The 26,178-nt window shown below is 68.8% G+C and carries 23 protein-coding genes; 13 read left to right on the forward strand and 10 right to left on the reverse strand.

Features of this window, described 5'->3' with window-relative positions:
• Nucleotides 1-13: 13 nt before the first annotated feature.
• On the reverse strand, nt 14-1,543 hold the full coding sequence (locus KY661_RS17575) for an acyl-CoA carboxylase subunit beta (protein ID WP_225411289.1): 1,530 nt from the start codon (nt 1,541-1,543) through the stop codon (nt 14-16).
• A 219-nt stretch (nt 1,544-1,762) separates the two neighbouring features.
• Here KY661_RS17575 and KY661_RS17580 point away from each other — a divergent pair, with 219 nt between their 5' ends.
• Both KY661_RS17580 and KY661_RS17585 read left to right on the forward strand, forming a co-directional pair.
• Nucleotides 1,763-2,110, forward strand: a complete 348-nt coding sequence (locus KY661_RS17580; protein ID WP_075005463.1) for a YtxH domain-containing protein — start codon at nt 1,763-1,765, stop codon at nt 2,108-2,110.
• 86 nt (nt 2,111-2,196) lie between these two features.
• Complete coding sequence (locus tag KY661_RS17585; RefSeq protein ID WP_225411290.1) at nt 2,197-3,483, forward strand: MFS transporter; 1,287 nt, start codon at nt 2,197-2,199, stop codon at nt 3,481-3,483.
• Between the two features lie 10 nt (nt 3,484-3,493).
• Here the strand turns inward: KY661_RS17585 and KY661_RS17590 are convergent, their stop codons facing one another.
• A complete protein-coding gene (locus tag KY661_RS17590) occupies nt 3,494-3,925 on the reverse strand; it encodes a hypothetical protein (RefSeq protein ID WP_225411291.1) in 432 nt (143 codons plus the stop codon).
• Here KY661_RS17590 and KY661_RS17595 point away from each other — a divergent pair.
• Nucleotides 3,924-5,120: an epoxide hydrolase family protein gene (locus KY661_RS17595; RefSeq protein ID WP_317987275.1), complete on the forward strand. Its 1,197-nt coding sequence runs from the start codon at nt 3,924-3,926 to the stop codon at nt 5,118-5,120. The genes KY661_RS17590 and KY661_RS17595 overlap by 2 nt on opposite strands.
• Before the next feature lie 74 nt (nt 5,121-5,194).
• On the opposite strand, the gene KY661_RS17600 is transcribed toward KY661_RS17595, so the two are convergent.
• On the reverse strand, nt 5,195-5,707 hold the full coding sequence (locus KY661_RS17600; protein WP_225411292.1) for an Hsp20/alpha crystallin family protein: 513 nt from the start codon (nt 5,705-5,707) through the stop codon (nt 5,195-5,197).
• Nucleotides 5,708-6,044: 337 nt separating this feature from the next.
• Between KY661_RS17600 and KY661_RS17605 the strand changes: the two genes are divergently transcribed.
• From KY661_RS17605 to KY661_RS17615, 3 genes are read left to right on the forward strand one after another with little or no spacing between them, the layout of a single operon-like run.
• Nucleotides 6,045-6,425, forward strand: a complete 381-nt coding sequence (locus KY661_RS17605; RefSeq protein ID WP_225411293.1) for a response regulator — start codon at nt 6,045-6,047, stop codon at nt 6,423-6,425.
• Nucleotides 6,422-7,846: an ATPase domain-containing protein gene (locus tag KY661_RS17610; RefSeq protein WP_225411294.1), complete on the forward strand. Its 1,425-nt coding sequence runs from the start codon at nt 6,422-6,424 to the stop codon at nt 7,844-7,846. Before KY661_RS17605 ends, KY661_RS17610 begins: the two co-directional genes overlap by 4 nt.
• Nucleotide 7,847: 1 nt before the next feature.
• Complete coding sequence (locus KY661_RS17615; RefSeq protein WP_225411295.1) at nt 7,848-8,999, forward strand: GAF domain-containing sensor histidine kinase; 1,152 nt, start codon at nt 7,848-7,850, stop codon at nt 8,997-8,999.
• A gap of 22 nt (nt 9,000-9,021) precedes the next feature.
• On the opposite strand, the gene KY661_RS17620 is transcribed toward KY661_RS17615, so the two are convergent.
• Nucleotides 9,022-11,148, reverse strand: a complete 2,127-nt coding sequence (locus KY661_RS17620; RefSeq protein WP_225411296.1) for a TonB-dependent siderophore receptor — start codon at nt 11,146-11,148, stop codon at nt 9,022-9,024.
• Nucleotides 11,149-11,220: 72 nt separating this feature from the next.
• Here KY661_RS17620 and KY661_RS17625 point away from each other — a divergent pair, with 72 nt between their 5' ends.
• Genes KY661_RS17625 through KY661_RS17635 form a run of 3 tightly spaced genes read left to right on the forward strand, consistent with a single transcriptional unit; the run spans nt 11,221 to nt 13,369 of the window.
• Entirely contained in the window at nt 11,221-11,523 is a 303-nt protein-coding gene (locus KY661_RS17625; protein ID WP_225411297.1) for a DUF3649 domain-containing protein, read from the forward strand.
• On the forward strand, nt 11,520-13,040 hold the full coding sequence (locus KY661_RS17630) for a PepSY-associated TM helix domain-containing protein (RefSeq protein WP_225411298.1): 1,521 nt from the start codon (nt 11,520-11,522) through the stop codon (nt 13,038-13,040). The genes KY661_RS17625 and KY661_RS17630 overlap by 4 nt, the downstream gene beginning before the upstream one ends.
• The gene (locus KY661_RS17635; RefSeq protein ID WP_225411336.1) at nt 13,040-13,369 is read left to right on the forward strand and encodes a DUF3325 domain-containing protein; all 330 of its coding nucleotides are present in this window, start codon (nt 13,040-13,042) and stop codon (nt 13,367-13,369) included. The genes KY661_RS17630 and KY661_RS17635 overlap by 1 nt, the downstream gene beginning before the upstream one ends.
• A 3-nt stretch (nt 13,370-13,372) precedes the next feature.
• Here KY661_RS17635 and KY661_RS17640 read toward each other — a convergent pair whose 3' ends face one another.
• The 5 genes from KY661_RS17640 to KY661_RS17660 are packed head-to-tail and all read right to left on the reverse strand — an operon-like array spanning nt 13,373 to nt 18,634.
• Nucleotides 13,373-15,022, reverse strand: a complete 1,650-nt coding sequence (locus tag KY661_RS17640) for a hypothetical protein (protein ID WP_225411299.1) — start codon at nt 15,020-15,022, stop codon at nt 13,373-13,375.
• 14 nt (nt 15,023-15,036) lie between these two features.
• Nucleotides 15,037-16,902, reverse strand: a complete 1,866-nt coding sequence (locus KY661_RS17645) for a hypothetical protein (RefSeq protein WP_225411300.1) — start codon at nt 16,900-16,902, stop codon at nt 15,037-15,039.
• Nucleotides 16,903-16,932: 30 nt separating this feature from the next.
• Nucleotides 16,933-17,598, reverse strand: coding sequence for a TVP38/TMEM64 family protein (locus KY661_RS17650; RefSeq protein ID WP_225411301.1), 666 nt, complete (start codon nt 17,596-17,598; stop codon nt 16,933-16,935).
• Between the two features lie 4 nt (nt 17,599-17,602).
• Nucleotides 17,603-18,028 (reverse strand): GAF domain-containing protein, encoded by a 426-nt coding sequence (locus KY661_RS17655; RefSeq protein WP_225411302.1) that lies wholly within the window; start codon nt 18,026-18,028, stop codon nt 17,603-17,605.
• Nucleotides 18,029-18,043: 15 nt separating this feature from the next.
• A complete protein-coding gene (locus KY661_RS17660) occupies nt 18,044-18,634 on the reverse strand; it encodes a hypothetical protein (RefSeq protein ID WP_225411303.1) in 591 nt (196 codons plus the stop codon).
• A 166-nt stretch (nt 18,635-18,800) separates the two neighbouring features.
• Between KY661_RS17660 and sthA the strand changes: the two genes are divergently transcribed.
• The 3 genes from sthA (at nt 18,801) to KY661_RS17675 (ending at nt 23,372) form a co-directional block, all read left to right on the forward strand.
• Nucleotides 18,801-20,198: a Si-specific NAD(P)(+) transhydrogenase gene (sthA, locus tag KY661_RS17665; RefSeq protein WP_075005479.1), complete on the forward strand. Its 1,398-nt coding sequence runs from the start codon at nt 18,801-18,803 to the stop codon at nt 20,196-20,198.
• Nucleotides 20,199-20,352: 154 nt separating this feature from the next.
• Complete coding sequence (locus KY661_RS17670) at nt 20,353-22,029, forward strand: DUF1592 domain-containing protein (protein WP_225411304.1); 1,677 nt, start codon at nt 20,353-20,355, stop codon at nt 22,027-22,029.
• Nucleotides 22,030-22,037: 8 nt separating this feature from the next.
• Nucleotides 22,038-23,372, forward strand: a complete 1,335-nt coding sequence (locus KY661_RS17675) for a DUF1552 domain-containing protein (protein ID WP_225411305.1) — start codon at nt 22,038-22,040, stop codon at nt 23,370-23,372.
• A gap of 11 nt (nt 23,373-23,383) precedes the next feature.
• Here KY661_RS17675 and KY661_RS17680 read toward each other — a convergent pair whose 3' ends face one another.
• Nucleotides 23,384-24,160, reverse strand: a complete 777-nt coding sequence (locus KY661_RS17680) for an enoyl-CoA hydratase-related protein (protein WP_225411306.1) — start codon at nt 24,158-24,160, stop codon at nt 23,384-23,386.
• A 100-nt stretch (nt 24,161-24,260) separates the two neighbouring features.
• On the opposite strand from KY661_RS17680, the gene KY661_RS17685 reads away from it, so the two are divergent.
• A complete protein-coding gene (locus tag KY661_RS17685; RefSeq protein WP_225411307.1) occupies nt 24,261-26,174 on the forward strand; it encodes a TIM44-like domain-containing protein in 1,914 nt (637 codons plus the stop codon).
• The last annotated feature ends 4 nt before the right edge of the window (nt 26,175-26,178 follow it).

The following is a 26,178-nucleotide window of genomic DNA, read 5'->3' on the forward strand; positions in this document are numbered from 1 at the left end:
CGCTCGCCGGGCCTCAGACCGGGTGAACGCCGTGCTTCTTTTCCTGCCGCGGTGCGTTGCTCCGGGCGTACAGCTCGAAGCGCCGGTCCAGCTCCTGGCGCAGGCGCTCGCCCGGCACCACCTCGTCCACCACCAGCTCGCTGGCCAGCTTGGCGATGTCCACGTCCGCCCGGTACTCGTCCCGGAGCTGCTGCACGTAGGCGGCGCGCTCGGCCTCGGGCTTCTCCTGGATCTTGTTGAAGTACACGGCGTTGACGGCCGCCTCCGGGCCCATGACGGCGATCATCGCCTGGGGCAGCGCCAGGGTGGCACTGGGGGCGAACCCCGGGCCGGACATGGCGTAAAGCCCCGCGCCGTACGCCTTGCGCACCACCACGCAGATGCGCGGCACGCTGGCCTCGGACACCGCGGAGATCATCTTCGCCCCGGAGCGGATGATGCCCGCGCGCTCCACCTTGGTGCCGATCATGAACCCCGGCACGTCCGCCAGGTAGAGCAGCGGGATGTTGAAGGCATCGCACAGCCAGATGAAGCGCGCGGCCTTGTCCGCCGAGTCCACGAAGAGCACCCCGCCCTTGTACTTGGGCTGGTTGGCGATGATGCCCACGGGCCGGCCGCCGATGCGCGCCAGGCCCGTAATCAATTCCTGGGCGAAGAGCTTCTTCACCTCGAACCAGCTCCCCTCGTCGATGAGCTCCTGGATGAGGGCGTGCATGTCGAAGGGCTTGTTCTGGTCCGCGGGGATGATCTCCTCCATCCGCTTGCCGCTCGCCTTGGGGGCCTTGGGCGCCACCTGGGGCGGAAGCTGGCTGAAGTTCTCCGGGAAGAAGGAGAGGTACTGCTTGGCGGCCTCGATGGCCTCCGGCTCCGTCTTCACCAGCACGTCGCCGCACCCGGACACGGAGCAGTGCATCTTCGCCCCGCCCATCTCCTCCAGCGTCACCTTCTCGCCGATGACCATCTCCGCCATGCGCGGGCTGCCCAGGTACATGGAGGCGTTGCCGTCCACCATGATGACCAAGTCACAGAAGGCGGGGATGTAGGCGCCACCGGCCGCCGAGGGGCCGAAGAGCAGGCACACCTGGGGCACGTACCCGGACAGGTGCACCTCATTATAGAAGATGCGCCCGGCGCCCCGGCGGCCCGGGAACATCTCGATCTGGTCGGTGATGCGCGCGCCAGCCGAGTCCACCAGGTAGAACAGCGGGCAGCGCATGGCGCGGGCCGTCTCCTGGATGCGGAGGATCTTCTCCACGGTGCGGGCGCCCCAGCTGCCCGCCTTCACGGTGGAGTCGTTGGCCATGATGGCCACGGGGCGGCCGGCCACCTTGCCCAGGCCGGTAATCACCCCGTCGGAGGGCAGCTCCGGGTCCTCGTTGTTGGCGAGCTTCGCATCCTCGACGAAGGAGTCCGCGTCCACGAGCAGCCGGATGCGCTCGCGCGCGAACAGCTTGCCCGTCTCGCGGTTCTTCGCGTGGTACTTCTCCGCGCCGCCCTTCTCTACTTCGGCGATCTTCTCGAGAAGCTTCTGGTCGTAGGACATGGCTGGGGGCACATAGCAGAAAGGCGCTCGGCTGGCTGCCCCCTCTCTGGAATGTCGCCAGGAAGCCAACGCCCCAGGGCCCGTCTGCCTGCCTGGACAGAAAGACGGTGGGAGGGGATGGCGCGCCCGGCCCCCCTCCCTATTTTCCAAAGACAACGGAGAGCATGACCGGCGGGGCGCGGTGCTCTCAGCATGTGTCAGGCCCTGGAGGGATCACCCATGTTCACGACGAAGAAGGCCAAGATGCTGGCGAAGAGCGGGGTCTACCGCAAGTGGCTGGCGCAGAAGCTGATCAACGACGTGCCGCGTGTCGCCAAGAACAAGTGGGACGACTTCGATCCGGATGAGCTGCTGCACATGGTGGGGCTCACCACCTACAAGCCCGCCTCGACGGGCATCGGCGGCCTGGGCGCGTTCGTGATTGGCGCCGCGCTGGGCAGCGTGGTGGCGCTCCTGCTGGCCCCCAGCCCGGGCGTGGACCTGCGCACCACGGTCAAGGACAAGGCCATGGGCTACCTGAACAAGCAGAACATCAACCTGGGCCAGGAGAAGACCGCCCACGCGTAGGCGGCTTCCCGACAGTCCAAGGCGGACGCGCGAGGGCGGGGGGAAACTCCCGCCCTTCGCCGTTCGAGGGCTGGCATCATGGCGGCATGATGGCCCTTGCGGTGCCCGATGTGCGTCAGCGGCTGCGCTCCATCTTCGGCGGCTCGGTGGGCAACCTCATCGAGTGGTACGACTTCTACATCTACTCGGCCTTCTCGCTGTACTTCGCCAAGGCGTTCTTCCCCAGCGGCAACCCCATCGTCGAGCAGCTCAACACCGCGGGGGTGTTCGCCCTGGGCTTCCTGGTGCGCCCCCTGGGCGGGTGGGCCATGGGGCTCTACGCGGACCTCCGGGGACGACGCGCCGCGTTGACGCTGTCCGTCACGTTGATGTGCCTGGGCTCGCTCGTCATCGCGCTCTGCCCCACCTATGCGCAGGTGGGCGTGGTGGCGCCGGGGGTGCTGGTGCTGGCGCGGCTGCTGCAGGGGCTCTCGCTGGGCGGGGAGTACGGCACCAGCGCGACGTACCTGAGCGAGGTGGCCACCTCACGCCACCGCGGCTTCTACAGCTCCTTTCAATACGTCACGCTCATCATGGGCCAGTTGCTGGCCACGCTGACGTTGCTGCTGCTCCAGCGCCTGGTGCTCACCCATGAGCAGCTCGAGGCCTGGGGGTGGCGCATCCCGTTCGTGTGCGGGGCGGCGCTGGCGGTCTTCGGCTTCTACATGCGCAGGAACATGGTGGAGACGGAGGCGTTCCAGGCGGAGGCGGCGAAGCACCCGGTGCGCAATCCCATGCGGGAGCTGCTGAGCCACCCCCGGGAGATCGCCCTGGTGGTGGGGCTCACCCTGGGCGGCACCCTCGCCTTCTACACGTACACCGTCTACATGCAGAAGTTCCTGGTGAACTCGGTGGGGCTCACGCGGGACCAGGCCACGCTCATCTCGGTGGCGTCGCTGTTCTTCTACATGCTGTTGCAGCCGGTGTTCGGCCTGCTGTCCGACCAGGTGGGCCGCAAGCCGGTGCTGCTGTGGTTCGGGGTGATGGGCACGCTGTGCACGGTGCCCCTGCTGACGGCGCTGACGCGCACGCGGGATGCGTTCACGGCGTTCCTGCTGGTGATGGGGGCGCTGGTCATCGTCTCGGGCTACACGTCCATCAACGCCGTGGTGAAGGCGGAGCTGTTCCCGGCGAACATCCGCGCCCTGGGCGTGGGGCTGCCGTACGCGCTGACGGTCTCCCTGTTCGGCGGAACGGCCGAGTACCTGGGCACCTGGCTGAAGCTGGAGGGCCATGAGACGTGGTTCTTCTGGTACGTCACCGCCTGCATCCTGTGCTCGCTGCTCGTCTACCTGTTCATGCGGGACACGCAGCGGGAGCACCGGTTCGGCTGACGCCGCGGGCTCATTCGATGTCCACGATCTTGTAGAAGGTCTCCCGGTACTCCACCTGGCTGTTCGGGGAATCCTCCGCCCAGCGCTCCCCCTTCCTGCGCTTCGCGAGCCGGAACTCATCCACCAGGAGGAGCCCCTCCGGGAACCCGTACCGGGTCCAGAGCTCGCGCCCGGCGAAGTTCTCGTAGCCCACGAACCACACCTCGCGCCGCGTCTGGAGCCGTTGAATATCCAGCGTCACCAGCGCCCCCGCGCTCACGGCCTCTTTCGGACCGAACTTCCGGGGCTGGAGCGCGTGATACTGACGGCAGGCCCGCTCCACGTTCTTCACCATCCGCCGGTCCACCTCCGGATGCCGGTTCAACTCCGCCAGCAGCTCGTCGTGCGCCAGCCGCAGGGCCTGAATCAACGGCTCCTTGCCACCCACCTTGAGGTTCACCATGTCGAAGACGCTCACAGAGAAGGTTGGACAGGCCCTGGGCCTGGGCGATGCGCACCCTATCACCCCCTTCCAGGCCTCCATCCCCCAGAGCGCCCTGACGGATCTGAAGCAGCGCCTGGAGCTGACGCGCTGGCCCGACCCCGAGACCGTCGAGGATTGGTCCCAGGGTGTGCCCCTGAAGAAGCTCCAGGCGCTCGTCGAGTACTGGCGCACCGGCTACGACTGGCGCCGCGCCGAGGCCCGGCTCAACAGCTTCCCGAACTACCGCACCCCCATCGACGGGCTCGACATCCACTTCATCCACGTGCGCTCCCAGCACGAGAATGCCCTGCCCCTCCTCCTCACCCACGGCTGGCCCGGCTCGGTCTTCGAGTTCTTCAAGTCCATCCCCCTGCTCACGGACCCCACCGCCCATGGCGGCCAGGCGGAGGACGCCTTCCACCTCATCATCCCCTCCCTCCCCGGCTACGGCTTCTCGGGCAAGCCCACGAAGACGGGCTGGAACATGGCGCGCACCGCCAAGGCCTGGGCGGAGCTGATGCACCGGCTGGGCTACACGCACTGGGTTGCCCAGGGCGGCGACTGGGGCGCGGGCGTCAGCACGGCGCTCGCCCACCTCAAGCCCAAGGGGCTGGCCGGCATCCACCTGAATATGCCGTTCGCCGTGCCGGAGAAGCTCCCCCCCGAGAACCCCACCGCCGAGGAGAAGCGGGCCATGGCGCAGCTTCACGCCTTCGACACCGATGGCTCCGGCTACTTCCGCCAGCAGACCACGCGGCCCCAGACGGTGGGCTACGGCCTGGCCGACTCGCCCGCCGGCCAGGCGGCGTGGATCTACGAGAAGTTCCAGATGTGGACCGACAACTCCGGCGAGCCCGAGTCCGTCCTCAGCCAGGATGAGATGCTCGACACCATCACGCTCTACTGGCTCACGGACACGGCGGCCTCCTCCGCGCGCATGTACTGGGAGAACGCCGGCGCCACCTTCTCGGGCGGCAAGCTCGACCTCCCCGTGGGCGCCAGCATCTTCCCGAAGGAGATCTTCCGCCTGCCCAAGCGCTGGGCCGAGCAGAGCTACTCGAAGCTCATCTACTGGAATGAAGCCGAGAAGGGCGGCCACTTCGCCGCGTTCGAGCAGCCCGAGATCTTCGTCCGCGAGCTCCGCGCCTGCTTCCGCCAGCTCCGCGCGCCCTGACGGGCCCCTGGGCCTGAAAAAGCCTGGCGCCCCGGGAGGGACGCCAGGCCTCTGCGGTTCAGCCGCCGGCGGAACTAGGACTTGATGCTGTCCTTCGGCTCCACCGCGCTGCTGGCCACCTGGATGCGCTTGGGCTGCACCTCGGGGCGCTTGGGCAGGGTGAGCGTCAGGACCCCATTCTTCAGCTGGGCCTGGACGTTGTCCCCGTTCACGCCCTCGGGGAGCGTGAAGGCGCGGCTGAACGCTCCGAAGCTGCGCTCATAGGCGTAGAACCGCTCGCCCTCCTCGCGCTTCTCGCTCTCGCGCTTGCCACTCACCGAGAGGCGGTCTCCCGTGAGCGTCACCTCGATGTCCTTCTCGTCCACGCCCGGCAGGTCCGCCTTGAAGACGTAGGCGTCCTGGGTCTCCTTCACCTCGAACGCCGGGACGAAGGGCGCCTGGCCCTGGCGGCCGGCAAACCAGGGGTGGCTCGCCAGTTGCTCGAACGGATCCCAATTCATCAGCTCTTGCATCTGCTGAAAGGGATCCCACTCACGGGTGCGCTGCACGTTGCTTCCATTTCCACGACGAACAGACAGATTGGCCATGACGGTTTCTCCTCTCTGATTCAGGCGGCGAAGCGTTGTGCACCGCCGCCGGCATCCAGACCGTAAAGCAGGTTCGAGACGGTGCAAGCCGCCACGGCTCACTCGAGGCCCTGGAGCCTGGCCTGCTGCCCTCCAACCAGGGGCGCACCCCTGGCAAGGGCCTGGACGGCCGGATATACCTTCCGGTGTGCACCGGTGGCGGATTTGACACCACATGGAACTGAACAGCGGTTAAGAGGGCCGTGCCGCCAAGCGCTCCGCTGTCTCAGGGAGCATCCTCACCTGAGTTCCTGACCGCTCCATGGCCGATCCGATTCCAACCACATCCCGTGGGAAGATGCTGATTCTCGTGGTGGAGAAGGATCCCCACGTGCGCGAGCTGGAGGCGCACTTCCTCGCGCTGGCCGGTTACTCCGTTGAATTCGTCACGGATGGCCTGTCCGCGATGGAGCAGGCCCAGCACCTGCTGCCTGACATCATCATCACCGAGATTCTCGTCCCCAAGCTGGATGGGCTGGCGCTCTGCCGTCAGCTGAAAGCCACCGCCCAGACCCGCCACATCTCCATCCTCATCTTCAGCATCCTGGCGGCCAGTGGCCGCGCCAAGGAGGCCGGCGCGGATGCCTTCCTCATGAAGCCCCTCGCCGAAAACCGGTTGATCACGACCGTGAGGAGCCTGCTGGAGCACCGTTCCCGTTCTCTCGCCGAGACTCCATGACAGCGACGTACAAGCCAGATGCCAAGCTCCCCCCCCCTTCCCGGGAAGGGCTGCCGCGCATCCCCACGGGAACCCCTCAACTGGACGCCATTCTGGGCGGAGGCTTTCCCACCCACTCCATCAACATCCTCCTGGGGGAGCCGGGCAGCGGGAAGACCATCCTCGCCGAGCGGCTCATCTTCGCCAACGCCCAGTCCCCCCAGCGCCCCGTCCTCTACCTCACCACCCTCTCCGAGCCCCTGGAGAAGGTGGTGCGCTACCTCCAGCAGTTCGAGTTCTACGACGAGGAGAAGCTCACCTCGGGCAGCATCATCTACGACTCCATCGCCCAGGAGCTGGAGGCGCAGGGCATCGCGGCCGTGGTGCCCAAGCTGAAGGAGATCATCAAGACCCTGTCGCCCAGCATCATCGTCATCGACTCCTTCAAGGCCATCCATGATCTCAGCGCCTCGGTGCCGGAGATGCGGCGGATGCTGTACGAAGTCTCGGGCCTGCTCACGGCCTACGACACGACGGCGTTCCTCGTGGGGGAGTACAACGAGGCGCAGCTCTCCACCTACCCGGAGTTCGCGGTGGCCGACGGCATGGTGGAGCTGGCCCGCAGGAAGCACGGCACCCGGGATGAGCGGTACCTGCGCGTCCTCAAGCTCCGGGGCAGCAGCTACCTGGAGGGGTTGCACGCCTTCCGCATCAGCGCGAACGGGCTGGAGGTCTTCCCCCGGCTGACGAGTCCCGAGGTCCCCCTCTCCTACTCCCTCCAGGACGAGCGCCTGTCCACGGGGGTGGTGAGCCTGGACACGATGATGCAGGGGGGCGTCCGGGCGGGCAGCTCGACCCTGATTCAGGGCCGGACGGGCTCGGGCAAGACGACGCTGGCGCTCCAGTTCATCCTGGAGGGCCTCCGGCAAGGAGAGCCCGGCCTCTACATCAACTTCCAGGAGAACCCCACCCAGCTGGCGCGGGTCATCCAAGGCTTCGGGTGGGATGTGGCCGAGGCCCAGCGCATGGGGCTGCACCTGCTCTATCACTCCCCGGTCGAGCTGCAGATCGACAGCATCCTCGTGACGCTGTTCCGCACCATCGCGGAGCAGAACATCAAGCGCGTCGCCGTGGACTCCATCGGAGACCTCATCAGCGCGGCGAGCGACATTCCGCGCCTCTTCGGATACCTCTACGCCCTGGTCCAGCACTTCTCGGTGATGCGGGTGGCGAGCGTCCTGACGATGGAGACCACCGGCATGGCGCCCCACCCCCTGGAGGGGCAGATCAGCGCGCTGTCCGACGCCATCCTGCACTTGCAAGTGGAGCGGCTCGGCAACCGATCCGTGAGGACCCTGCAGGTGCTCAAGGCGCGCGGCACGGACCATGACCTGAACGTGCGGGAGCTGCGCATCACGTCCAAGGGCGTCGAGGTGGTGTGACATGCCCAGCCCGCTCCAGCCCGCGGAGAAGCGCCTCCAGCAGTTCCGCAAGCTCACGGAGGTCAGCCGTGCGCTCACCTATGCCGTCTCGCTGGACGAGGTGCTCCGGATCACCGTGGAGCGCGCCGCGGAGTTGCTGGAGACGGACAGGGCGGTCCTCATGCTCACCAACGAGCAAGGGCTCCTATCCGTCCGCGCCTCCTTCGGACTGGCCAAGGCGGCGGCGGAGCGCTTCCGGGAGCCGCTCGATGAGACCCTCATTCACCGGCTCCAGGGGCTCCTGGAGGCCTCCCCGCAGTGCTTCCTCGGCGTCCCCCTGGTGGTCGGCGGCCAGGTCACGGGCATCCTGGCCGTCTCGCTCCCCCAGCCTGTGGCCGACACCGATGAGCAGGAGTGGCTCCTGTCCGCCCTGGCGGACCAGGCGGCCGTGGCCCTGGAGAAGACCCGGCTGGACGAGACGGCGGAGTTCCGCGAGCGCCTCATCGGCATTGTCAGCCACGACTTGCGTGGCCCCATCGCCGCCATCCTGCTCGGGGCCACGTCCGTGCTGCGGCGGGAGGAGCTCAACGAGCGGGATGCCAAGACGATCATGCGCATCCAATCCGCCGCGGAGCGCGCGAGCCGGATGATCCGCGACCTGCTCGACTACACCCAAGCCCGGCTGGGGGGCCGCATTCGCGTGGAGCGCCGGCCCATGGACCTGCACGCCGTGGTGCGCCAGGTGGCCGAGGAGATGGCGATGGCCCACCCCGGGCGGAGCATCGAGGTGAAACAGGAAGGGGATCTCCGCGGAGACTGGGATGTGGATCGCCTGGCGCAGGTGGTGGGCAACCTCATCTCGAATGCCCTCCACTACAGCCCGGAGGGCACCCCCGTGCGCGTGGAGACCGTGGGGACCGCCCAGGAGGCGACGCTCAGCATCCACAACCTGGGGCCGCCCATCCCTGCCCAGCAGCAGTCGAAGATCTTCGAGCCGATGCACCGCGCTTCCGCGGATGTGAACCCGCAGAACCGCAGCGTGGGGCTGGGCCTCTACATCGTGAAGCACCTGGTGAAGGCCCACAGCGGAACCATCGACGTGAAGTCCCTGGAGAACGAGGGCACCACCTTCACGGTCCGCTTGCCCCGCCAGGCGCCTCCGCCGGGCCCCTGACGCCGGAGCCCGGCGGCCTTCCCTAAAAGGTGTAGCCGACGTTGAGCGCGGCGCGGCGCTGGTCGCCGTAGAAGCAGGCCGCCTCGGAGCTGCACGACGACACGTACTCGTCGTCGAGGAGGTTGGAGACGGTGATGGCCGCCCGCCAGTGGCTCCGCTGGTAGTGCAGCCCCAGGTCCACGAGGGTGAAGCCTGGAACCTCCAGCGTGTTGGTCCGGTCCGCGAATGAGCGGCCCGTGGCGCGCACCCCCGCCCCGGCCCCGAAGCCCGCCAGCGCCCCCTCCTGGAAGGTGTAATCGAGCCAGAGCGAGGCCATGAACTCCGCGGAGCCCACCGGCGTCTTGCCCGTCTCGAAGTCCGCCCCGTCGGTGATCTCCAAGTCATAGAGCGACACGGCGCCCAGGACGTCGAGCCCCGGCAGCAGGCTGGTGATGACCTCGAGCTCCACGCCGCGGGAGCGCACCTCACCGATCTGAAGCGAGTTGAAGGCGCCGTCCGTCGTCACGAAGTTCTGCCGCCGCAGCTCGAACACCGAGAGCCCCAGGGTGCTCGCCAGCCCGTCCGGCTGGAACTTCAGGCCCGCCTCCACCTGCTGGCCCGTCTCCGGCTCGAACAGCTCGCCGTCAGCGGTGGTGCCCGCCACCGGGTTGAAGGAGCGCGCGTAGCTCACGTAGGGCGCGACGCCGCTGTCGAAGGTGTAGAGCAGGCCGGCCCGCCCGCTGAACGACTTGACGCTGCCGTCGTAGCTGGCCGCCGGGGTGAGCTGGTTCTCCAGATCCGTGCCCACCCAGTCGTGACGCCCGCTCAGCACCAGGTTCCACCGCTTGGCGAACTGGATCTGATCCTGGAGGTAGACGCCGAGCTGATTCTGGGCCGTCTCGTTGAGCGTGTAGCGGGACTCCGCGGGCGCATAGTCGCCGTAGACCGGGTCCCGCAAGTCGAGCGGCGTGCCCGCCTCGTAGCCCTGCTCGTCCGCGATGCGGTAGTGCTTGTAATCGACGCCCAGCAGGAGCTGGTGGCGCAGGGGCCCCGTCTCCAGCCGCGCCTGCACCTGGGTGTCCACCGTGAACAGGTCCACCTTGGGCACCGTGATGAAGTTGCCCCGGGCGAGCTGCGCCTCGGCCGGATCCCCCGCGTAGCCGACGCCGTAGTAGTTCTGGAAGTCGATCTCCAGGTGGCCGTAGCGCAGGTTCTGCCGCACCGTCCAGGCATCGTTGAAGCGGTGCTCGAACGCGTAACCGGCCAGGAGCTGGTCCCGCTTGAAGTGATCCAGGTCCGGCTCGCTCGTGAACAGGTCCGTGGGGATGCGGCCATAAGGCGCGTCCACGACGGTGCCCACGTAGGGCAGGAAGTTCTGGCCCTTGGTGCGGTCCAGCAGGACGCTGCCGTGCAGGGTCAGCGACGTGCGCTCGCCCGGCTTCCACGTCACGCTGGGCGCGAGGAAGAGGCGGTCGTTGTTCGTGTGCTCGACCTGGGTGCCGCCCCCGCGCCCCAGCGCGGACACGCGGTAGAGAAAGTGCTCGCCCGAGTCGATGGCGCCCCCGGCATCCACCGCCCCGTACCCGTTGCCGAACTCGTTGATGCCCGCCTCCACGTGCAGGAGCGTCTCGGCCGAGGGCCGCTTGCTCACGAGGTTGAGCAGGCCGCCCGGGTTGGTGCCGCCGTAGAGCACCGAGGAGGGGCCGCGCACCGATTCGATGCGCTCCAGCCCGAACGGCTCGAACCGCCACGTGGCGAAGGAGCTGGCGAAGAGCTGCAACCCGTCCAGGTAGTAGCCCGACTCCTGCGCGGAGAAGCCGCGCACCAGGAACCAGTCGTTGCGCGCATCCGCGCCGAACGTCCCCGCCCGCACGCCGGGCGTGTAGCGCGTGGCCTCGGCCACGGACTGCACCTGCTGGGCGTCCATCTGCTCACGGCCCACCACCGAGACCGCCTGGGGCGTCTCAATCAACGCCGTGTCCGTCTTGGTGCCCGCCGCGCTGCGCTCGGCGGTGTAGCCCTCGATGGGGCCCGTGGCGCTCTCCTTCTTCCCCTCCACCCGGAACGTCTCCAGGGTGATGGCGTTCCCCTCCTGCTGCTGTGCTTCCTGCGCTCCCGCTGCCGTGGCCAAGGCCAGCACCGAGACACCCGCGATGCGCCGAGAAAACATGCCTGCTCCTGTTTTTGATTCTTAAAATCGGATTCGGCGCCCTAGCATGGGCATGTTAAGGGTGACAAGCGAATGATCTCCGTGAACAGGTCCGTGGGCGCCGCGATGGAGGTAGCCCTGCGCGTCGTGGCTGCGGCGCTGGGCGGCTTCGCCCTGGCGTACACCGCCACCGCCTTCCTCAGCGTCTGGCTGCCGCTGGCCCGCACCGACCGGGTGATGTTCGCCAGCCTCGCCTCGTTCGCCGTCTATACCGGGGCCATCCTCTATGCCTTCGCCGCCCGCACGGCCTGGCGGGCCTGCTGGGTCCTGTTCGGGCTGAGCGGCCTGCTGGCGCTGGGGGCCTTCCTGCCCAGCGGCATGGGAGCCCGGCCATGAGCCTGCGCCAAGCCATGGCGGGGCTGCACACCTGGGCGGGGCTGCTGGTGAGCTGGCTGCTGTTCACCATCCTCTTCGCCGGCAGCCTGGCCTGCTTCGACAAGGAGCTGACGCGGTGGATGCAGCCCGCCCTGCACCTGTCCACCGGGCCCCGCGCCACGGCCGACCAGGTCCGGGACTGGATGCACCGCCAGGCACCGGATGCCCACGCCTGGTGGATGCGCCCCCCGGGCCCCCGGGAGCCCTGGTGGCGCGTGGGGTATGAGCCCGATGGCGGCCTGTTCCAAGGCTTCGAGCTGGACGCGGTGAGCGGCCAGCCCCTGCCCAAGACCGCCGGGGGGGACTTCTTCTTCACCCTTCACTACGATCTGCACGCGGGCCTGAACGGCATGTACGTGGTGGGAGGGGCCGGCATCCTCATGCTGGTGTCGCTGCTCAGCGGGCTCGTCATCCACCGGCGCATCTTCCAGGACTTCTTCACCCTGCGGCCCCAGGCCACGCGCCAGCGCGCCTGGCTCGATGCCCACAACGTGCTCGGCGTCCTGGGCCTGCCCTTCCACCTGCTCATCGCCTACACGGGCCTGGCCATCTTCGTCTTCACCTATATGGATGCGGGCCTCAAGGTCGCCTACGCGGGCGACGCCGGGCGCTTCCAGACGGAAGTGCAACGCTCCTGGGAGCGGGAGGACATCGGCCAGCCCGCGCCCCCTCCGGTCTCCCTGGACGGGCTGATCGCCGAGGCCCAGCGCACCTGGGGCGATGGGGGCACCGCCGGGTGGATCAGCGTCCACCACCCGGCCGATGCCGCCGCCGTCGTCTCCATCCGCCGGCGCGACGACTCGCGCATCACCGATGATCAGCGCACCGTGTCCTTCGACGCGGGCACCGGGGCGCTGCTGCACGTGCAGCCTCCGTATGATCCGGGCTACCGGCTGTATGCCTGGATGACCGGGCTGCACATGGCGCAGTACGGCGGCCAGCTGGTGCGCGGGCTCTACCTGCTGCTCGGCCTCGCGGGTTGCCTGATGCTCGTGTCGGGGGTGCAGCTCTGGCTGGCCAAGCGCGAGGCCCGGGGTGTCCCCGGCATGGCGCTGGTGCGCGTCCTGAATGGCGCCGTGATGGGCGGCCTGCCGCTGGCGAGCCTCGCCCTGCTCTGGGCCAACCGCCTGGTGCCCCCGGAGCTGCCGGGGCGTGAGGTCTGGGAGGTCCGCGCCTTCCTGGCCACCTGGACGGTGGCCATCGCCTGGGCGGTGCTGCGCAGCCGGGGCGGACGGCTCACCCGGGATCAGCTCGTCGTGGGCGCCGTGCTCGCCCTGGGCCTGCCCCTGGTGAGCGTGGTGCGCGCCCCCCAGGGCCACCTGGGCGCGAGCCTGGCCCGGGGAGACTGGGGGCTGGCGGCGGTGGACCTCTCCCTGCTCGGCACGGGCATTCTGTGCGGATGGCTGAGCTGGCGGCTGAGCCGGCCGAAGGCCTCCGTCTCCGAGCCCTCGTCCCGCCTGGCCGAGGAGGGCGCGTGATGCTGCTGGCGTTCGGCCTCAACTACCTGGCGCTGCTCACCTGCTGCCTGGCGATGGCCCGGCACCACCAGGCCTTGCTGGGCCCGGCCCCCTCCCCCGGGCGTGCCGCCCTGCTCCGGGGCGTGGCCCTGACGGGAACGGCCCTGGCCCTGGGCGTCTGCATCCACCAACAGGGCGGCGAGGTGGGCACGGTGCTCTGGTTCTGCCTGTTGATGGTCTCGGGCCTGGTGCTGGTGGCGCTGCTCGCCTGGCGCCCCCGGTGGGCCCTGCCCCTGGCGGCGGGGGTACCCCTGGCCGGAGGCGCCATCGCCCTGCTGGGCGCGCGCTGAGCGCTACTCGCGGACCTGCTTGATGGACGTGAGGCTCGGGGGGACCGCCGGGAGCCAGTAGTTGGCCGGCGGGGAACCGGGGGTGAGCCAGACCTCGTAGACCGCGCTCGAGGCGGTGCTCGTCCCGTTCTGCGGCGCGTTGGCCTGGATGCCCCCGTAGAACCAGCCGGCGAGCGTCTTCTGGGTGAGCGGGTTGAGGGCGATGATGCCGCCGCTCGTGCGCGCCACGGTGGGGTTCGGAACGAAGAGCGCATTCGAGCCGAGGTACCCCGCCATGGGGGCCGACCGGACGAACTCCGTATGGGAGCCATCCGCGTTGCGCGTGAGCACCGACAGGGTGTTGATGAAGGGAAGCCCGCTGTCGAGGCTCAGCTTCTTCGTCTGGGGGTTGAGGTAGTACAGGCTGATGCCGCCGAAGAAGGCGGTCGTCATCGCCTTCGCGTTCGCGTCGAACATCCGCAGGGTTGCGCACTCGTACTGGCTCATCATCTGCGCGTAGGGATCCAGGACCGGCGTGGCGGTCATGGGGTTGGCCCCGCCCTTCAGGTAGATGGGCTGCTGATAGCCGGTGTTCTCCCCCGGCACGAAGACGCCCCCATACGCGGCCACGAGCGGCGTCGTGCCGTCGGAGTCCAGGACGGACAGGACGTTCAGATCCCTGCGGTGGAATTGATTGCTGTTCGGATCGCTCGGGATGACGTTGAGGACCGCCGCGGTCAACTTGTTCTGGAGCATGCCGAACCACATGGCGGTGAAGCGCTCGGTGTAGACCTGGGACACCGGCCACTTGCCGTAGTCGCCCTCATTGACCGAGTAGAGCCCCTCGAAGTCCTGTCCGAACACGAGCCAGAAGACGTTGCCCACCTTCTGCATGCCACCGCCGGCCACCTTCGCGTAGTAGCCCGTGTCCGTCGGGAGGCCCTTCACCGCGCCCTTCTGCACGGCCTGGCCGCAGGCCGCGGTCGCCTTCTTCTGGACCCTCAGGCAGTCCGTCTGCGCTTGCTGCTGGCACGCGGCCCAGCCCGGTCCCGGCTTGCACTTGCTCGAGGCGGTATTGAAGCACGGCGTGTAGGCCGCCATGCCCGCCGCCGGGCAGTCGTAATAGGTCGAGGTCTGCTGGAGGTACTGGGTGAAGGGCTGGCCGGCCACGATGGCGTTGATCGTCTGATCCACCTGGATCGACGTCAGGGCCGGAAAGGTCGTCATCTGCTGCGTGGCGCTGTTCAGCCCATAGCCCCCGATGACGTACAGCGTGTTGCCGTCCTGGACCGCCGAGGCATTGGTCGTCCCGAGCGCATCGGCGATCGCGGGGGTGGACGGCAGGGGCGCCTGCCAGACCTGCTTCATCACCGGATCCACCACCCAGAGCGTGCGGTTCGCCTGGGACGGCGGGAACGCGTTCGGGGGAGGCACCGTCCCGCCATCGCTCGACTGGGTGAACGCGTGCAGCCCGTTCGTGCGTCCGCCAATCAGCAGCCACCGGCTGGAGGCGGCCGGCGAGCCCTGCGCGTGGACGAGCGAATGGAGGCCCGGCAAGGACGGGAGGGTGATGCTGTTGAGATCGATCGTGTACTGCGGCGGAGTCTGGGCGGACGACGGCGGGGCGAACGCCAGCAACGCCGCGGCCGCGCACCACTTCCAAGGCATGTTCATCGTGGGTGTCTCTTTCAGTTCAGCGGGTTCGCGAACCAGCGAAGGACCATGTCCAGTTCCAGGGGGGAGAGATCCCGCGTCACGGGCATGAACCCCGGGTGTGCCATCGGCAGGGTCATCACGGATCGGATACGGGCGGCGTTGTTCTTCACGGTCTCGTAGTCGCTGAGATCGATCAGGCTCCGCATCGCGGGATAGAGGCGTGCGTACTGCGTGAAGATGCTGGAGATGTTCGCGGACCACGTGGGGGACGCGACATAGGGCGAGTTCTCGAACACGAGCAGCGTCAGGGGCTGGCCCCCGTTGGGCCCCAGCGTGTCCATCGAGCCATCGTGCACGAACAGGTAGAGCTGGCAGTTGAGCGCGCTGCGCCGCTCCTCGTTCTGCTGGGGGCTCAGGTCGTTCGCGGTGAAGTTCAGCGTGGCGCGGCCGTCCGGGCCGGTCTGCACCTGCGCGGGAAAGGTGATCGCCGACATCGGCGTGTTGTTGATCTCGTAGGGCTCACCTTCCGCGTTCATGAACTGGTAGGTGTTGGTGACCGTCTGGACGTTGATCGTCTGCTGGGCGGGGTTGCCGAACACCGTGGCCACCAGCGGCACCTGGGCGGTCGAGGTCACCTCCGTGCCGCTGAGCGAGGAGGAGGACCACGCCGGGGCGCCCTTCTGCATCCGGAGCGCGTTGAAGTCGAGCGAGGCGAAGAGGCCGTTGGTGTTCTCCGCGAGTGCGATCATCGCTCCGGACGCCTTGAGGGGCTTGGGGTTGGGAACCTGGAGGCCCTCCTTGAGCGAGCGGGCGTCCAGTCCCGTCACCGTGCTCTGCAGCTCCGCGGGCGGGTCGATCTGCAACGCCACCGGCGCCTGCGCGAGCGCCTGGAGCTGCTGCGGCGTGAGCGGGATGTCCAGGATGCCGGCCGTCGTGGTGTAGACCTGCGCGAACTGCCCGGGGCTGTTGAACACCTCGCCGATCGTGAGGTTCGCCCCATCCGGGTCGATGACGGCGTTGACCGTGCCGAGGTTGACGAAGGGCCCCCCATAGGGCGCCGAAGTCGGGATGGAGTTGCCCAGGTCCAGGCTCAGGTAACCGTTGCTGACCTGGAACGGCGCGGGGTTGAGCGGCGGAGTGTTGGAGCCGTAGGACTGCTGCACCAGCGCGGCCCCTCCCCACATGCGGCGCTTCGCGAGCACGTGAGCGGGCTCGCCGGGGAAATACGGCCCGATCGTGCCCACCATGCGGCCCGTCGCGAAGTCCGGTGAGGTGAGCGTTCCCTGATAGCCGTCCAGGACGATCTTGATCGACAGTGCGTTGGGGCTCAAGGCGTAGAGCTTCTGCAGGACCGGAGACTTCGTGCCCGCCATCCCCTGCCACTGCACCTCATCGAGGACCGACTGGTACATGGCGCCGGCCGAGGCGATTCCTCCCGCGCCGCCCCCGGAGACGCGCCCCCACACATCGATGATGGTCATTGGCCGGATGACGCCGGTGAGGGATGCGCCGTCAGAGGTGGTGACGGACACCGCCAGGCCGACGATCATCGAGCGGGCTTGCTGATCCGGATCGAGATCCACGAGCCGCCCGTACTGGGGCGTGGGCGGCCCTCCGGTGACGACGCTGAGGATCTGCGCGCCGATGAGGCTGTCCTGCGCGTTCGAGGTGACGAGCGTCCCGAGCTGGGTACAGGCCGCGGTGACGCTCGTCTTCTGGACCTTGAAGAAGGCCTGTCCGTTCTCGTTCCACCAGACCGAGTGGGGGTTCGTGTCGACCGGAGGGTTGTTGTTGTACTGGGCCTCCAGGCTGTAGTTCTCGGTGGAGTTGTTGATGGTGGAGGGATCAGTCCGGAACTGGCCGCTGAAGTGGAACCTCGGGGGATCCATGTAGCTCATGAACAACTCCTGGAATGAGGAAGGACTGTCTCAACTGCGCTTCGTGCCGCGCCGCACCGCCCAGAGCGCGAGTCCGGGGAGCAGGACGATCCCGGCGAACAGCACCAGGAACGAGCCGAGCCGCACGGCGGAGGCCCCCACGGCCGCGTAGGTGGCGCAGATGCCCAGGTTGGCCAGGGCGGTGGTCCCGAAGAAGCGCCGCAGCGGCATGCGGCTGACGCCCGCGAAGACGACGGAGGACTCCGCCAGCACGGGCACGCCCCGCAGGACGAGCAGGAACCAGTGGCCATGGCGTCCAGACAGCCCGGCCAGCCGCCGCACCTCGGCCTCGCCCGCCATGCGCCGCAGGGCCGCCTCTCCGGCCCTGGCGCCCAGCAGGTAGCCCAGCCCGCAGCCCACCATCATGCCTGCCCAGCAGGCCAGCATGCCGCGCCAGAAGCCCAGCAGCGCCCCCGCCGCGGTGCCGAGGAGGCTGGAGGGCACGGGCAGCACGAGATCCGCCGCCAGCAGCCCCCCCAGCACGAGCGCCACCTGCCCATCGGGCGGCCGCGCGTCCAGGAAGGCGCGGGTGGCCACCTCCAGCCGCTCGCCGAAGAGGAAGAAGGGAACGAGAATGGCCGCCAGGAGCAAGCCGCAGAAGACCGTCCAGCCCACCGCCGCGCGCTTGGCGTCCAGCCTCTCCGGGAAGGGCCTCAAGGGCTCAGGCGGCCCGGGAAGGCAGCTTCGCGGCGGACACCATCAGGGCCTGCTCGCGCTCGGCGGGAATCTCCCCCTCCTCCTGGAAGGCGAGGCCCACCACGGCGAGCACCTCGCCCGCCGCGTCGAACACCGGCAGGGCCACGGCGGCCCGTCCGGCCACGGCCTTGGCCCCGGGCTTGATCCGGCCCGTGTCATCCTCCTGGAGGTTGCAGGTCTGCACGGGCGCCTTGCGCACCTGCGCCAACCCCGCCATGCCCTTGCCCCGGGGCACATGGCGCACGGCGGCCACCACCGGGGGCGGGAGGTTGAGGGAGGCCACCAGCTCCAGGTCCTCGCCGCGCTGCACGTGCACCGAGCCCGCCATGGCGCCGTGCGCCGCGGCAAAGGACTCCAGCCAGGACTGATAGGACGTGTTTGCTGAATCCATGGGGTGGTCTCCGTCTCAGAATCCGACGCCGAGGGTGAACGAGGCGCTGGGCTGGAACCGGTTCTGGGGTTTGATCAACGAGGGCGCGGCGCGGAAGTACGCGGCGCTCACGCCCAGCTCCCCCACCAGCTCCAGGCGGGACGAGAGCGGAAACAGGGCCCGGACGGAGGCGCCCAGCTCGGGCCCCGCGGTCTCCACGCCCGTGGGCCCCGTGTCCGAGAAGTCGAAGCCCGCGCCGTCCTCGCCCACCTGGAGCTCGGCGAAGCCCGCGCTCAAGCGCGGCTGGAGCCACCCCAGGCGCGTCTTCCAGGAGGTCAGCGTCAGGTTGGCGCGGAAGTGGGTAAGGGTTGGCTCCGGGTCATGGTGGAGAAACCCCGAGCCGGTGCCACACGCCTCCAGCCCCAGCCGGGCCAGGGGGGACAGCTCCAGGCAGATGCTGGGGCGGCGGCCGGAGGTGGACGCCCCCGCGCGCAGGTTGCCGTAGTTGCGGGGAGGCTCCTCCCTCGCACCCTCGACGGTGCCCACGGGCTCCTCCGCCGCCGCGAGCCCTCCTCCGAGCACGGCCATGAGCCGCAGGCACCGGAACGGAAGCTGGATTCGTCGCATGGGAAGGCCCTGGATGCGAAAGCGAGGGGTTGCTCCCCGCCTTGTAGCTCAGAGACTCCCCGTCCAGCCAGGGCATACGCTCCGTTGAGCGCATCCCCAGGCTCCAGGCGGGCGCTGGATGGATTGATTTCTTCCAGAGAGGGCTCAGGTGAAGAAGTATCGGTCCATGAGCACGCGGCATTTCGACATCGTGGTGATTGGGTCGGGCCCTGGAGGCGAGGGCGCGGCCATGAAGGCGGCCAAGGAGGGCAAGCGCGTCTGCATGGTGGACAACCGCCAACTGGTGGGCGGCGCCTGCACCCATACCGCCACCATCCCCTCCAAGGCCCTGCGCCATGCCATTCAGCGGCTGGTGGACGTGCAGAACGACCACCCCGAGCTGCGCGTGGAGCTGGCCAAGGTCTCCAAGTTCAAGGACATGATGCGCAAGGCCTCCACCGTGGTGGCCCGCCAGGTCCAGCTTCGCACCACCTTCTACGAGCGCAACCGCGTGGATCTGTCCATCGGCCATGGGCGCTTCCTGGACGCGCACACGCTGGAGGTGACGGATCCCCGCGGCGCCAGCGAGCTGCTGTCCGCCAAGTCCTTCGTCATCGCCACGGGCTCGCGCCCCTACCGCCCGCCCAACCTGGACTTCACCCACCCGCGCATCTACGACTCGGACACCATCCTGACGATGAACGAGACGCCGATGACGATGCTCATCTACGGCGCCGGCGTCATCGGCTGCGAGTACGCCTCCATGTTCCGCATGCTCGGCGTGAAGGTGGACCTGGTGAACACGCGCGACCGGCTCCTGTCCTTCCTGGACGACGAGATCTCCGACGCGCTCTCCTACCACCTGCGCGAGCAGGGCGTGCTCATCCGCCACCAGGAGCAGATGGAGCGCGTGGAGCCCACCGACGACGGCGTGGTGCTGCACCTCAAGAGCGGCAAGCGGCTCAAGACGGAGATCTTCCTCTGGGCCAACGGGCGCACCGGCAACACCTACGACATGGGGCTCGACAAGCTGGGCATCCAGACCGACTCGCGCGGCAACGTGCAGGTGAACGACGCGTACCAGACCATCGTGCCCCACATCTACGCGGTGGGTGACGTGGTGGGCATCCCCTCCCTGGCCAGCGCCTCGTATGACCAGGGCCGCTTCGCCGCCACCCACATCGTCGAGGGCCGGCTCGAGCACAAGCTGGTGAAGGACATCCCCAGCGGCATCTACACCAGCCCGGAGATCAGCAGCCTGGGGCGCACCGAGCAGGAGCTAACGAAGCTGGGCGTGCCCTATGAAGTCGGCCACGCCTTCTTCAAGAGCCTGGCCCGCGCGCAAATCACCGGCCGCACCGTGGGCATGCTCAAGCTGCTGTTCCACCGGGACACGCGGGAGATCCTCGGCATCCACTGCCTGGGCGACAACGCCTCGGAGATCATCCACATCGGCCAGGCCATCATGTCCCAGGACGGGCCCGGCAACTCCATCGACTACTTCGTCAATACCACCTTCAACTACCCCACCATGGCCGAGGCGTACCGCGTGGCCGCCCTCAACGGCCTCAACCGCCTGTTCTGAGGCTGGGGGGAGGACTCCACACCGGGATGGGGACAACGCCCCCCACCCGGCCGGAGCGCTGTGGGCTAACCCACTGAAATCCTGAAAAGCATGTTCTGGCGCGGACCTTGCGAAGGGAGGAGCCACCCCCTTCCCCGACACGAGGTCGCCCCGCGTGAGTTCTCCCCACCGCATGCTCGGACTGGCCCGGCTGGTCTCGGCGGCCCTCTTCCTGGGGGGCTGTTTCGGCCAGGCCGAGCTGGATGTCAGCGGCCCCCTCCCCGGTGAGGAGTCCACGAACCCGGGCGGCCCGGAGGCCTCGGACTGCCCCGCGAGCGGCATCGAGCCGGGCCCCTCGCCCCTGCGGCGGCTCACGCGCTTCGAGTACAACAACACCGTGCGGGACTTGCTGGGCACCTCGCTCCAGCCCGCCGAGACGTTCGCCAAGGAAGAGGAGTCGCTGGGCTTCAACAACAACGCCTACGCGCTGAACGTCACCCTGCTCCATGTGGAGCAGTGGATGGAGGCCTCGGAGACGCTGTCCGGCTCGGCGAACCTGGACGCGCTCCTGCCGTGCCAGCCCACCTCCGGCACCGAGGCCGCCTGCGCCCGGCAGTTCATCGAGTCCTTCGGCAAGCGCGCCTGGCGCCGCCCCCTGGAGGCCGGCGAAGTCACCCGCCTGCTCGCGGTGTACCAGGCGGGCCGGGACCGGAAGGACTTCCTCACCGGCATCCGGATGACGCTCCAGGCCCTGCTCCAGTCCCCCTTCTTCCTCTACCGCGTCGAGACGGGGACGCCCTCGGCCCAGGGCGTCTCCACGGTGCAGGTCACCTCCTACGAGATGGCCTCCCGGCTCTCGTACTTCCTCTGGGGCACGATGCCCGACGCGGCGCTGTTCCAGGCCGCCGATGCCGGGGAGCTCGTCACCCCCGCCCAGGTGGAGGCCCAGGCGCGGCGGATGATTGCCGACCCCAAGGCGCGCAAGATGGTGGCCGAGTTCCACCGCCAGTGGCTGAAGCTGGATGAGTTCTCGCACACCACCAAGGACACCACCGTCTACCCCGCCTTCGAGCCCCTGAAGGCGGCCATGCGCACCGAGACGGAGAAGTTCCTCGACTACGTCTTCTTCGACAGCGAGGGCAGCGCCTCGCTGCTGTTCGACGCACCCTTCACCTTCGCCAACAAGCCGCTGGCGGACTTCTACGGCGTCACCGGCCCGGCGGGCAGCGCCTTCGAGAAGGTGACGGTGGACCCCTCCAAGCGCGCGGGCCTGCTCACCCAGGCCAGCTTCCTGGCCAGCCACGCCAAGCCCAACCAGAGCTCGCCCATTCACCGCGGCGTCTTCGCGCGCCAGCAGTTCCTCTGCCAGCAGCTGCCCACCCCGCCGGACAACGTGGGCGCGCCGCCGGACCCCTCGCCGGATGCCACCACGCGCGAGCGCTTCGCCGAGCACACCCGCAGCCCCGCCTGCTCGGGCTGCCACGCGCTCATCGATCCCATCGGGTTCGGCTTCGAGAACTACGACGGCGCGGGCGCCTTCCGGACCCACGAGGGCACCCTGCCGGTGGATGCCAGCGGCAGCGTCACCCAGGCCGGGGACGCGGAAGGGGGCTACGTGGGCGCGGTGGAGCTGTCGCGCAAGTTCGCCCGGAGCACCTACGTGATGGAGTGCGTGGCCACCCAGTGGTTCCGCTACGCCAACGGCCGCGGGGAAACCTCCCAGGAACAGTGCGAGGTGCAGAACCTGAAGAAGCAGTTCGCCCGGAGCGGCTTCAACCTCCGGGAGCTGCTGGTGCAGCTCACCCTGTCCGACGCCTTCCGCTACCGCCAGCCGGCCCCCGCCGCGCAGTGAGGAGAGCCATGATCCGCCAACCCTTGAGCCGCCGTACCCTCCTGCGAGGCCTGAGCGGGGTGGCCATCGCGCTGCCCTTCCTCGAGGCCATGGAGGCCCACGCCGCCGCCCCCGCCACGCCCAAGCGCTTCGTGTTCGTCTTCAGCGCCAACGGCACCATCCCCCCCGCCTGGACTCCGTCCGGGAGCGAGACGTCCTTCCAGCTCGGCCGAATCCTCGCGCCGCTGGAGCCCCACAAGTCCAAGTTGCTCCTGCTGGACAACCTGGACATGGAATCGGCCCACCACGGCCCAGGTGACGGCCACCAGAAGGGCATGGGACATCTCCTCACCGGTACGGAGCTCCAGAACGGGGACATCTTCACCGGGGGTGACTCGGAGAAGGTCGGCTGGGGCGGCGGCATCTCCATTGACCAGGAGATCGCCAGGCGCGTGGGCCAGAACGACCGGTTCCCCTCGCTCCTGTTCGGGGTGCAGACGGGCGGCGCGAACATCTGGTCGCGCATGTCCTACTCGGGCCCGGGCTCGCCGATGCCGGCCGAGGACAACCCGCGCAACGCCTTCAACCGCATCTTCGCCAACTTCAACGCGGACCCCGCGGGGCTGGCCGAGCTGCGCTACCGCCGCCACTCCGTGCTCGACAGCACCCAGGAGGACTTCAAGCGGCTCCGGGCCCAGCTCGGCAACACGGACCTGCAGAAGGTGGATGCGCACCTCACCGCCATCCGGGAGATTGAGCGGCGGTTGGATCTGGAGGACCACGCGGTGGGCGCCTCGTGCGTGAAGCCCGCCCAGCCCGCCACGCTGGACCACACGAAGAACGAGAACTTCCCCGCCGTGGGCAAGCTCCAGATGGACCTGCTCGTCATGGCGCTCACGTGCAACCTGACCAAGGTGGCCACGCTCCAGTGGAGCCGCAGCGTGAGCCAGGTCGCCTTCCCGTGGGTGGGCGTCACCGACCGGCACCACGATCTGTCCCACTTCGGCGACAGCGACGCCGCGGTGCAGGAGAAGATCACGAAGATCAACGTCTGGTACGCGCAGCAGTTCGCCTACCTGCTCACGCAGATGGCCAAGGTCCAGGAGGGAGACCGGACGCTGCTCGACAACACCGCGGTGCTCTGGGGCAACGAGCTGGGCAAGGGCAACAGCCACAGCCGCCGGGACGTGCCGTTCGTGATGGCCGGCAGCTGCGGCGGCTACTTCCGGACCGGGCGCTACCTCAAGTACACCAACGGCTGGCACAACGAGCTGTACGTCTCCCTCCTCAACGCCATGGGCGTGCAGACGAACACGTTCGGCAACCCCGCCTACTGCAAGGGCGCCTTGCCCAACCTCACCTGAGCGTCCACCCGTTAGCGGCCCTTGTAGACCGGGGGCCGCTTCTCGGCGAAGGAGCGCAGCCCCTCCAGCCGGTCCTCCGTCTGGAGGACTTCCTCGTACTTGCGCAGCTCCAGCGCGAGCGCGTCCTCCAGCTCCAGCCCCGTCCCCTCGTCGATGGCGTGCTTGGCCGTGGACACGGCGATGGGCGCGTTGGCCACGATGGCCTCCGCCAGCGAGAAGGCCGTCTCCACCAGGTGCCCCTCGGGGGCCAGCCGGTTCACCAGGCCGATGCTGAAGGCCTCGGCCGCGTTCATCCGCCGCCCGGTGAGGATGAGATCCTTGGCGCGGCCCGGCCCCACCAGCCGGGAGAGCCGCTGCGTGCCGCCGCCGCCGGGGATGATGCCCAGCCGCACCTCGGTGAGCCCCAGCTCCGTGCCGGGCACCGCCACGCGCATATCGCACGCGAGCGACAGCTCCGTGCCGCCCCCGAGCGCCGCCCCGTTGATGGCGGCGATGAAGACGCAGTCGCTCATCTCGATGGCCCGGAAGGTCTTGCGAAGGCCGTCCAGGAAGGCGCGCACCTCCGCCTCGCTCATGCCCGCGCGCTCCTTCAGGTCCGCGCCCGCGCAGAAGGCCTTGTCCCCGGCGCCGGTAATGATGACCACGCGCACGTCCCGGCCGGTGGAGACGCGGGCCACCATCCCGCTCAGCTCCTGGAGCATGGCCCGGCTGATCGCGTTGCGGCGGTCCGCCCCGTCGATGGTCCAGATCTCGATGGCTCCCCGTGCGTCGACCTTGAATTCCGGCATGTGCGCTCCCCTTCCACGCCCCCCGAGGGGGCTCCCTGAACCCTGGCAGCCTGCGGCGTTGGGGCGGACCTGGCAAGGCAGAAGCGGTTAGAGTGAGGGGATGCGCGTGCTCTTCCAACACTCTGTCCGCCTGCCCTCCTGGCTGCTGGTCCTGGGGGGCCTCACCACCCTGGTCCCCCTGGAAGCGCTGGCCCGGGGCGGCGGGGGCGAGAACTACACCCGGGACTCGCCGAGCTACGGGAATGGCGATGGGGACGCGGGGCTCATCTACCTGTTCTTCCGCCTCATCACCTTCGCCTTCCGGTACCCGAAGGTCGGCATCCCGCTGCTCATCGTCGCGGTGGTGGTTTACTACTTCTACAAGCGGAACCTGCACCCCACCGGCGCCACCCAGCGGGCCTTTGAGCGGCGGGAGGCGGAGCAGCGCACCCAGGTGTCGGACCAGGCCGTCCTGGGCTGGGTCCGGTCCCTCAAGCGCAAGGATCCGCAGTTCGAGGCGCAGGGTGTGCTCGACAAGGTGCGTCAGCTCTTCCCGGCGCTCCAGGAGGCCTGGTTCCAGCGGGAGCTCACCCCGGTGCGCCCGTTCCTCTCGGACGCCACGTACCAGCGCTTCAACGTGCAGCTCCAGCTCATGGCCGCCCAGGGCGTGCGCGATGCCATCAGCGACATCCAGCTGCTGGACGCGCGCATCATCGGCCTGGAGCAGAGCGAGTGGTTCGACAGCCTCCAGATCCGCGTCCAGGCGCAGATGCGCGACACGGACGTGCCCGCCTCGGCCTCGGACGAGCAAGCCCTGGCCGCCGCCCGGAGGGTGCCCCTGGAGTCCTTCACCGAGGTGTGGACGTTCGTGCGCAAGCCCGGGGTGGTGACGCGCATCGGCCAGGACGTCTACCAGGGCAAGTGCCCCCAGTGCGGCGCGCCCTATAAAGGAGGGGCGAGCAACGTCTGCGAGTACTGCCAGGCCATCGTCAACTCGGGCAACTACGACTGGACGCTCTCGGAAATCACCCAGGGCATCGAGCACAACCGCTATGCCGCCGCCGTGGACGGCCTGGGCGCCGCGCGCCAGGCGGACCCCGCGCTCAACCTGGAGGTGCTGGAGGATCGCGCCTCGCTGCTGTTCTGGAAGTGGATCGACGCGCAGAGCCAGGGGGACGAGAAGCGCCTGGCGCAGGTGGCCAACACGGAGATCGTCTCCCAGCTCGGCACGGAGCTCTCCACGCTGCGCCAGCAGGGCCAGCGCCGCGTCATCCTGGAGTGCGCCGTGGGCGCGGTGGTGACCCGGGCCCTGGAGGTCCACCCGGACGGCGATGACCGGGCCCACGTGGAGATCCGCTGGAGCGCCCGGCTGGGCACGGCGGCGGCGAACGAGCGGCCCCGGGAGCTGCCCACCGTGCCCCAGCGCTGGGTGTTCACGCTGACGCGCCGGCACGGGGTGAAGACGAACACCTCCAACGGCATGGCCACGGATCGCTGCCCGGAGTGCAACGCGCCCCTGACGAGCAGCGGCGCCAGCGCCTGCGCGTACTGCGGCACGCAGCTCGGCACGAGCGCCCGGGACTGGGTGCTCGCCACCACCCTGCCCTACGAGACCTGGGAGGCCCAGACGCGCTACCGCCGCGTCCCCGGAGCCCAGGCCCCGGTGACGAGCCCCGCGCGGGCCACGGACACCGTGGTGGACGTGCAGGAGCGCGAGCGGCTCCTCTACATGATGGCCTCCATCGCCGCCGCGGACGGCACCGTGGACGCCACGGAGCGCAAGCTGCTCAAGGTGTGCGCCACGCGCTGGAGCATCCCCTGGCAGAACGTGGAGATGGCCCTCAACGCCGGGCAGCCGCTCTTCCAGAGGCTGATGCCCACCAAGGGCAGCCCCGAGGCGTCTGTCTTCATGGACCACTTGGTCCAGATGGCGCTGGTGGATGGCCGCGTGGACATGAAAGAGCGGCGCATGCTGGTCTCCACCGCCATGCACCTGGGGGTGCTGCCCCAACTGGAGTCCATGCTCCGCAAGTGACAGC

Origin of the sequence: Allostigmatella hybrida (genome assembly GCF_020103775.1) — a bacterium.
GTDB classification, from domain to species: Bacteria; Myxococcota; Myxococcia; order Myxococcales; family Myxococcaceae; genus Hyalangium; species Hyalangium aurantiaca.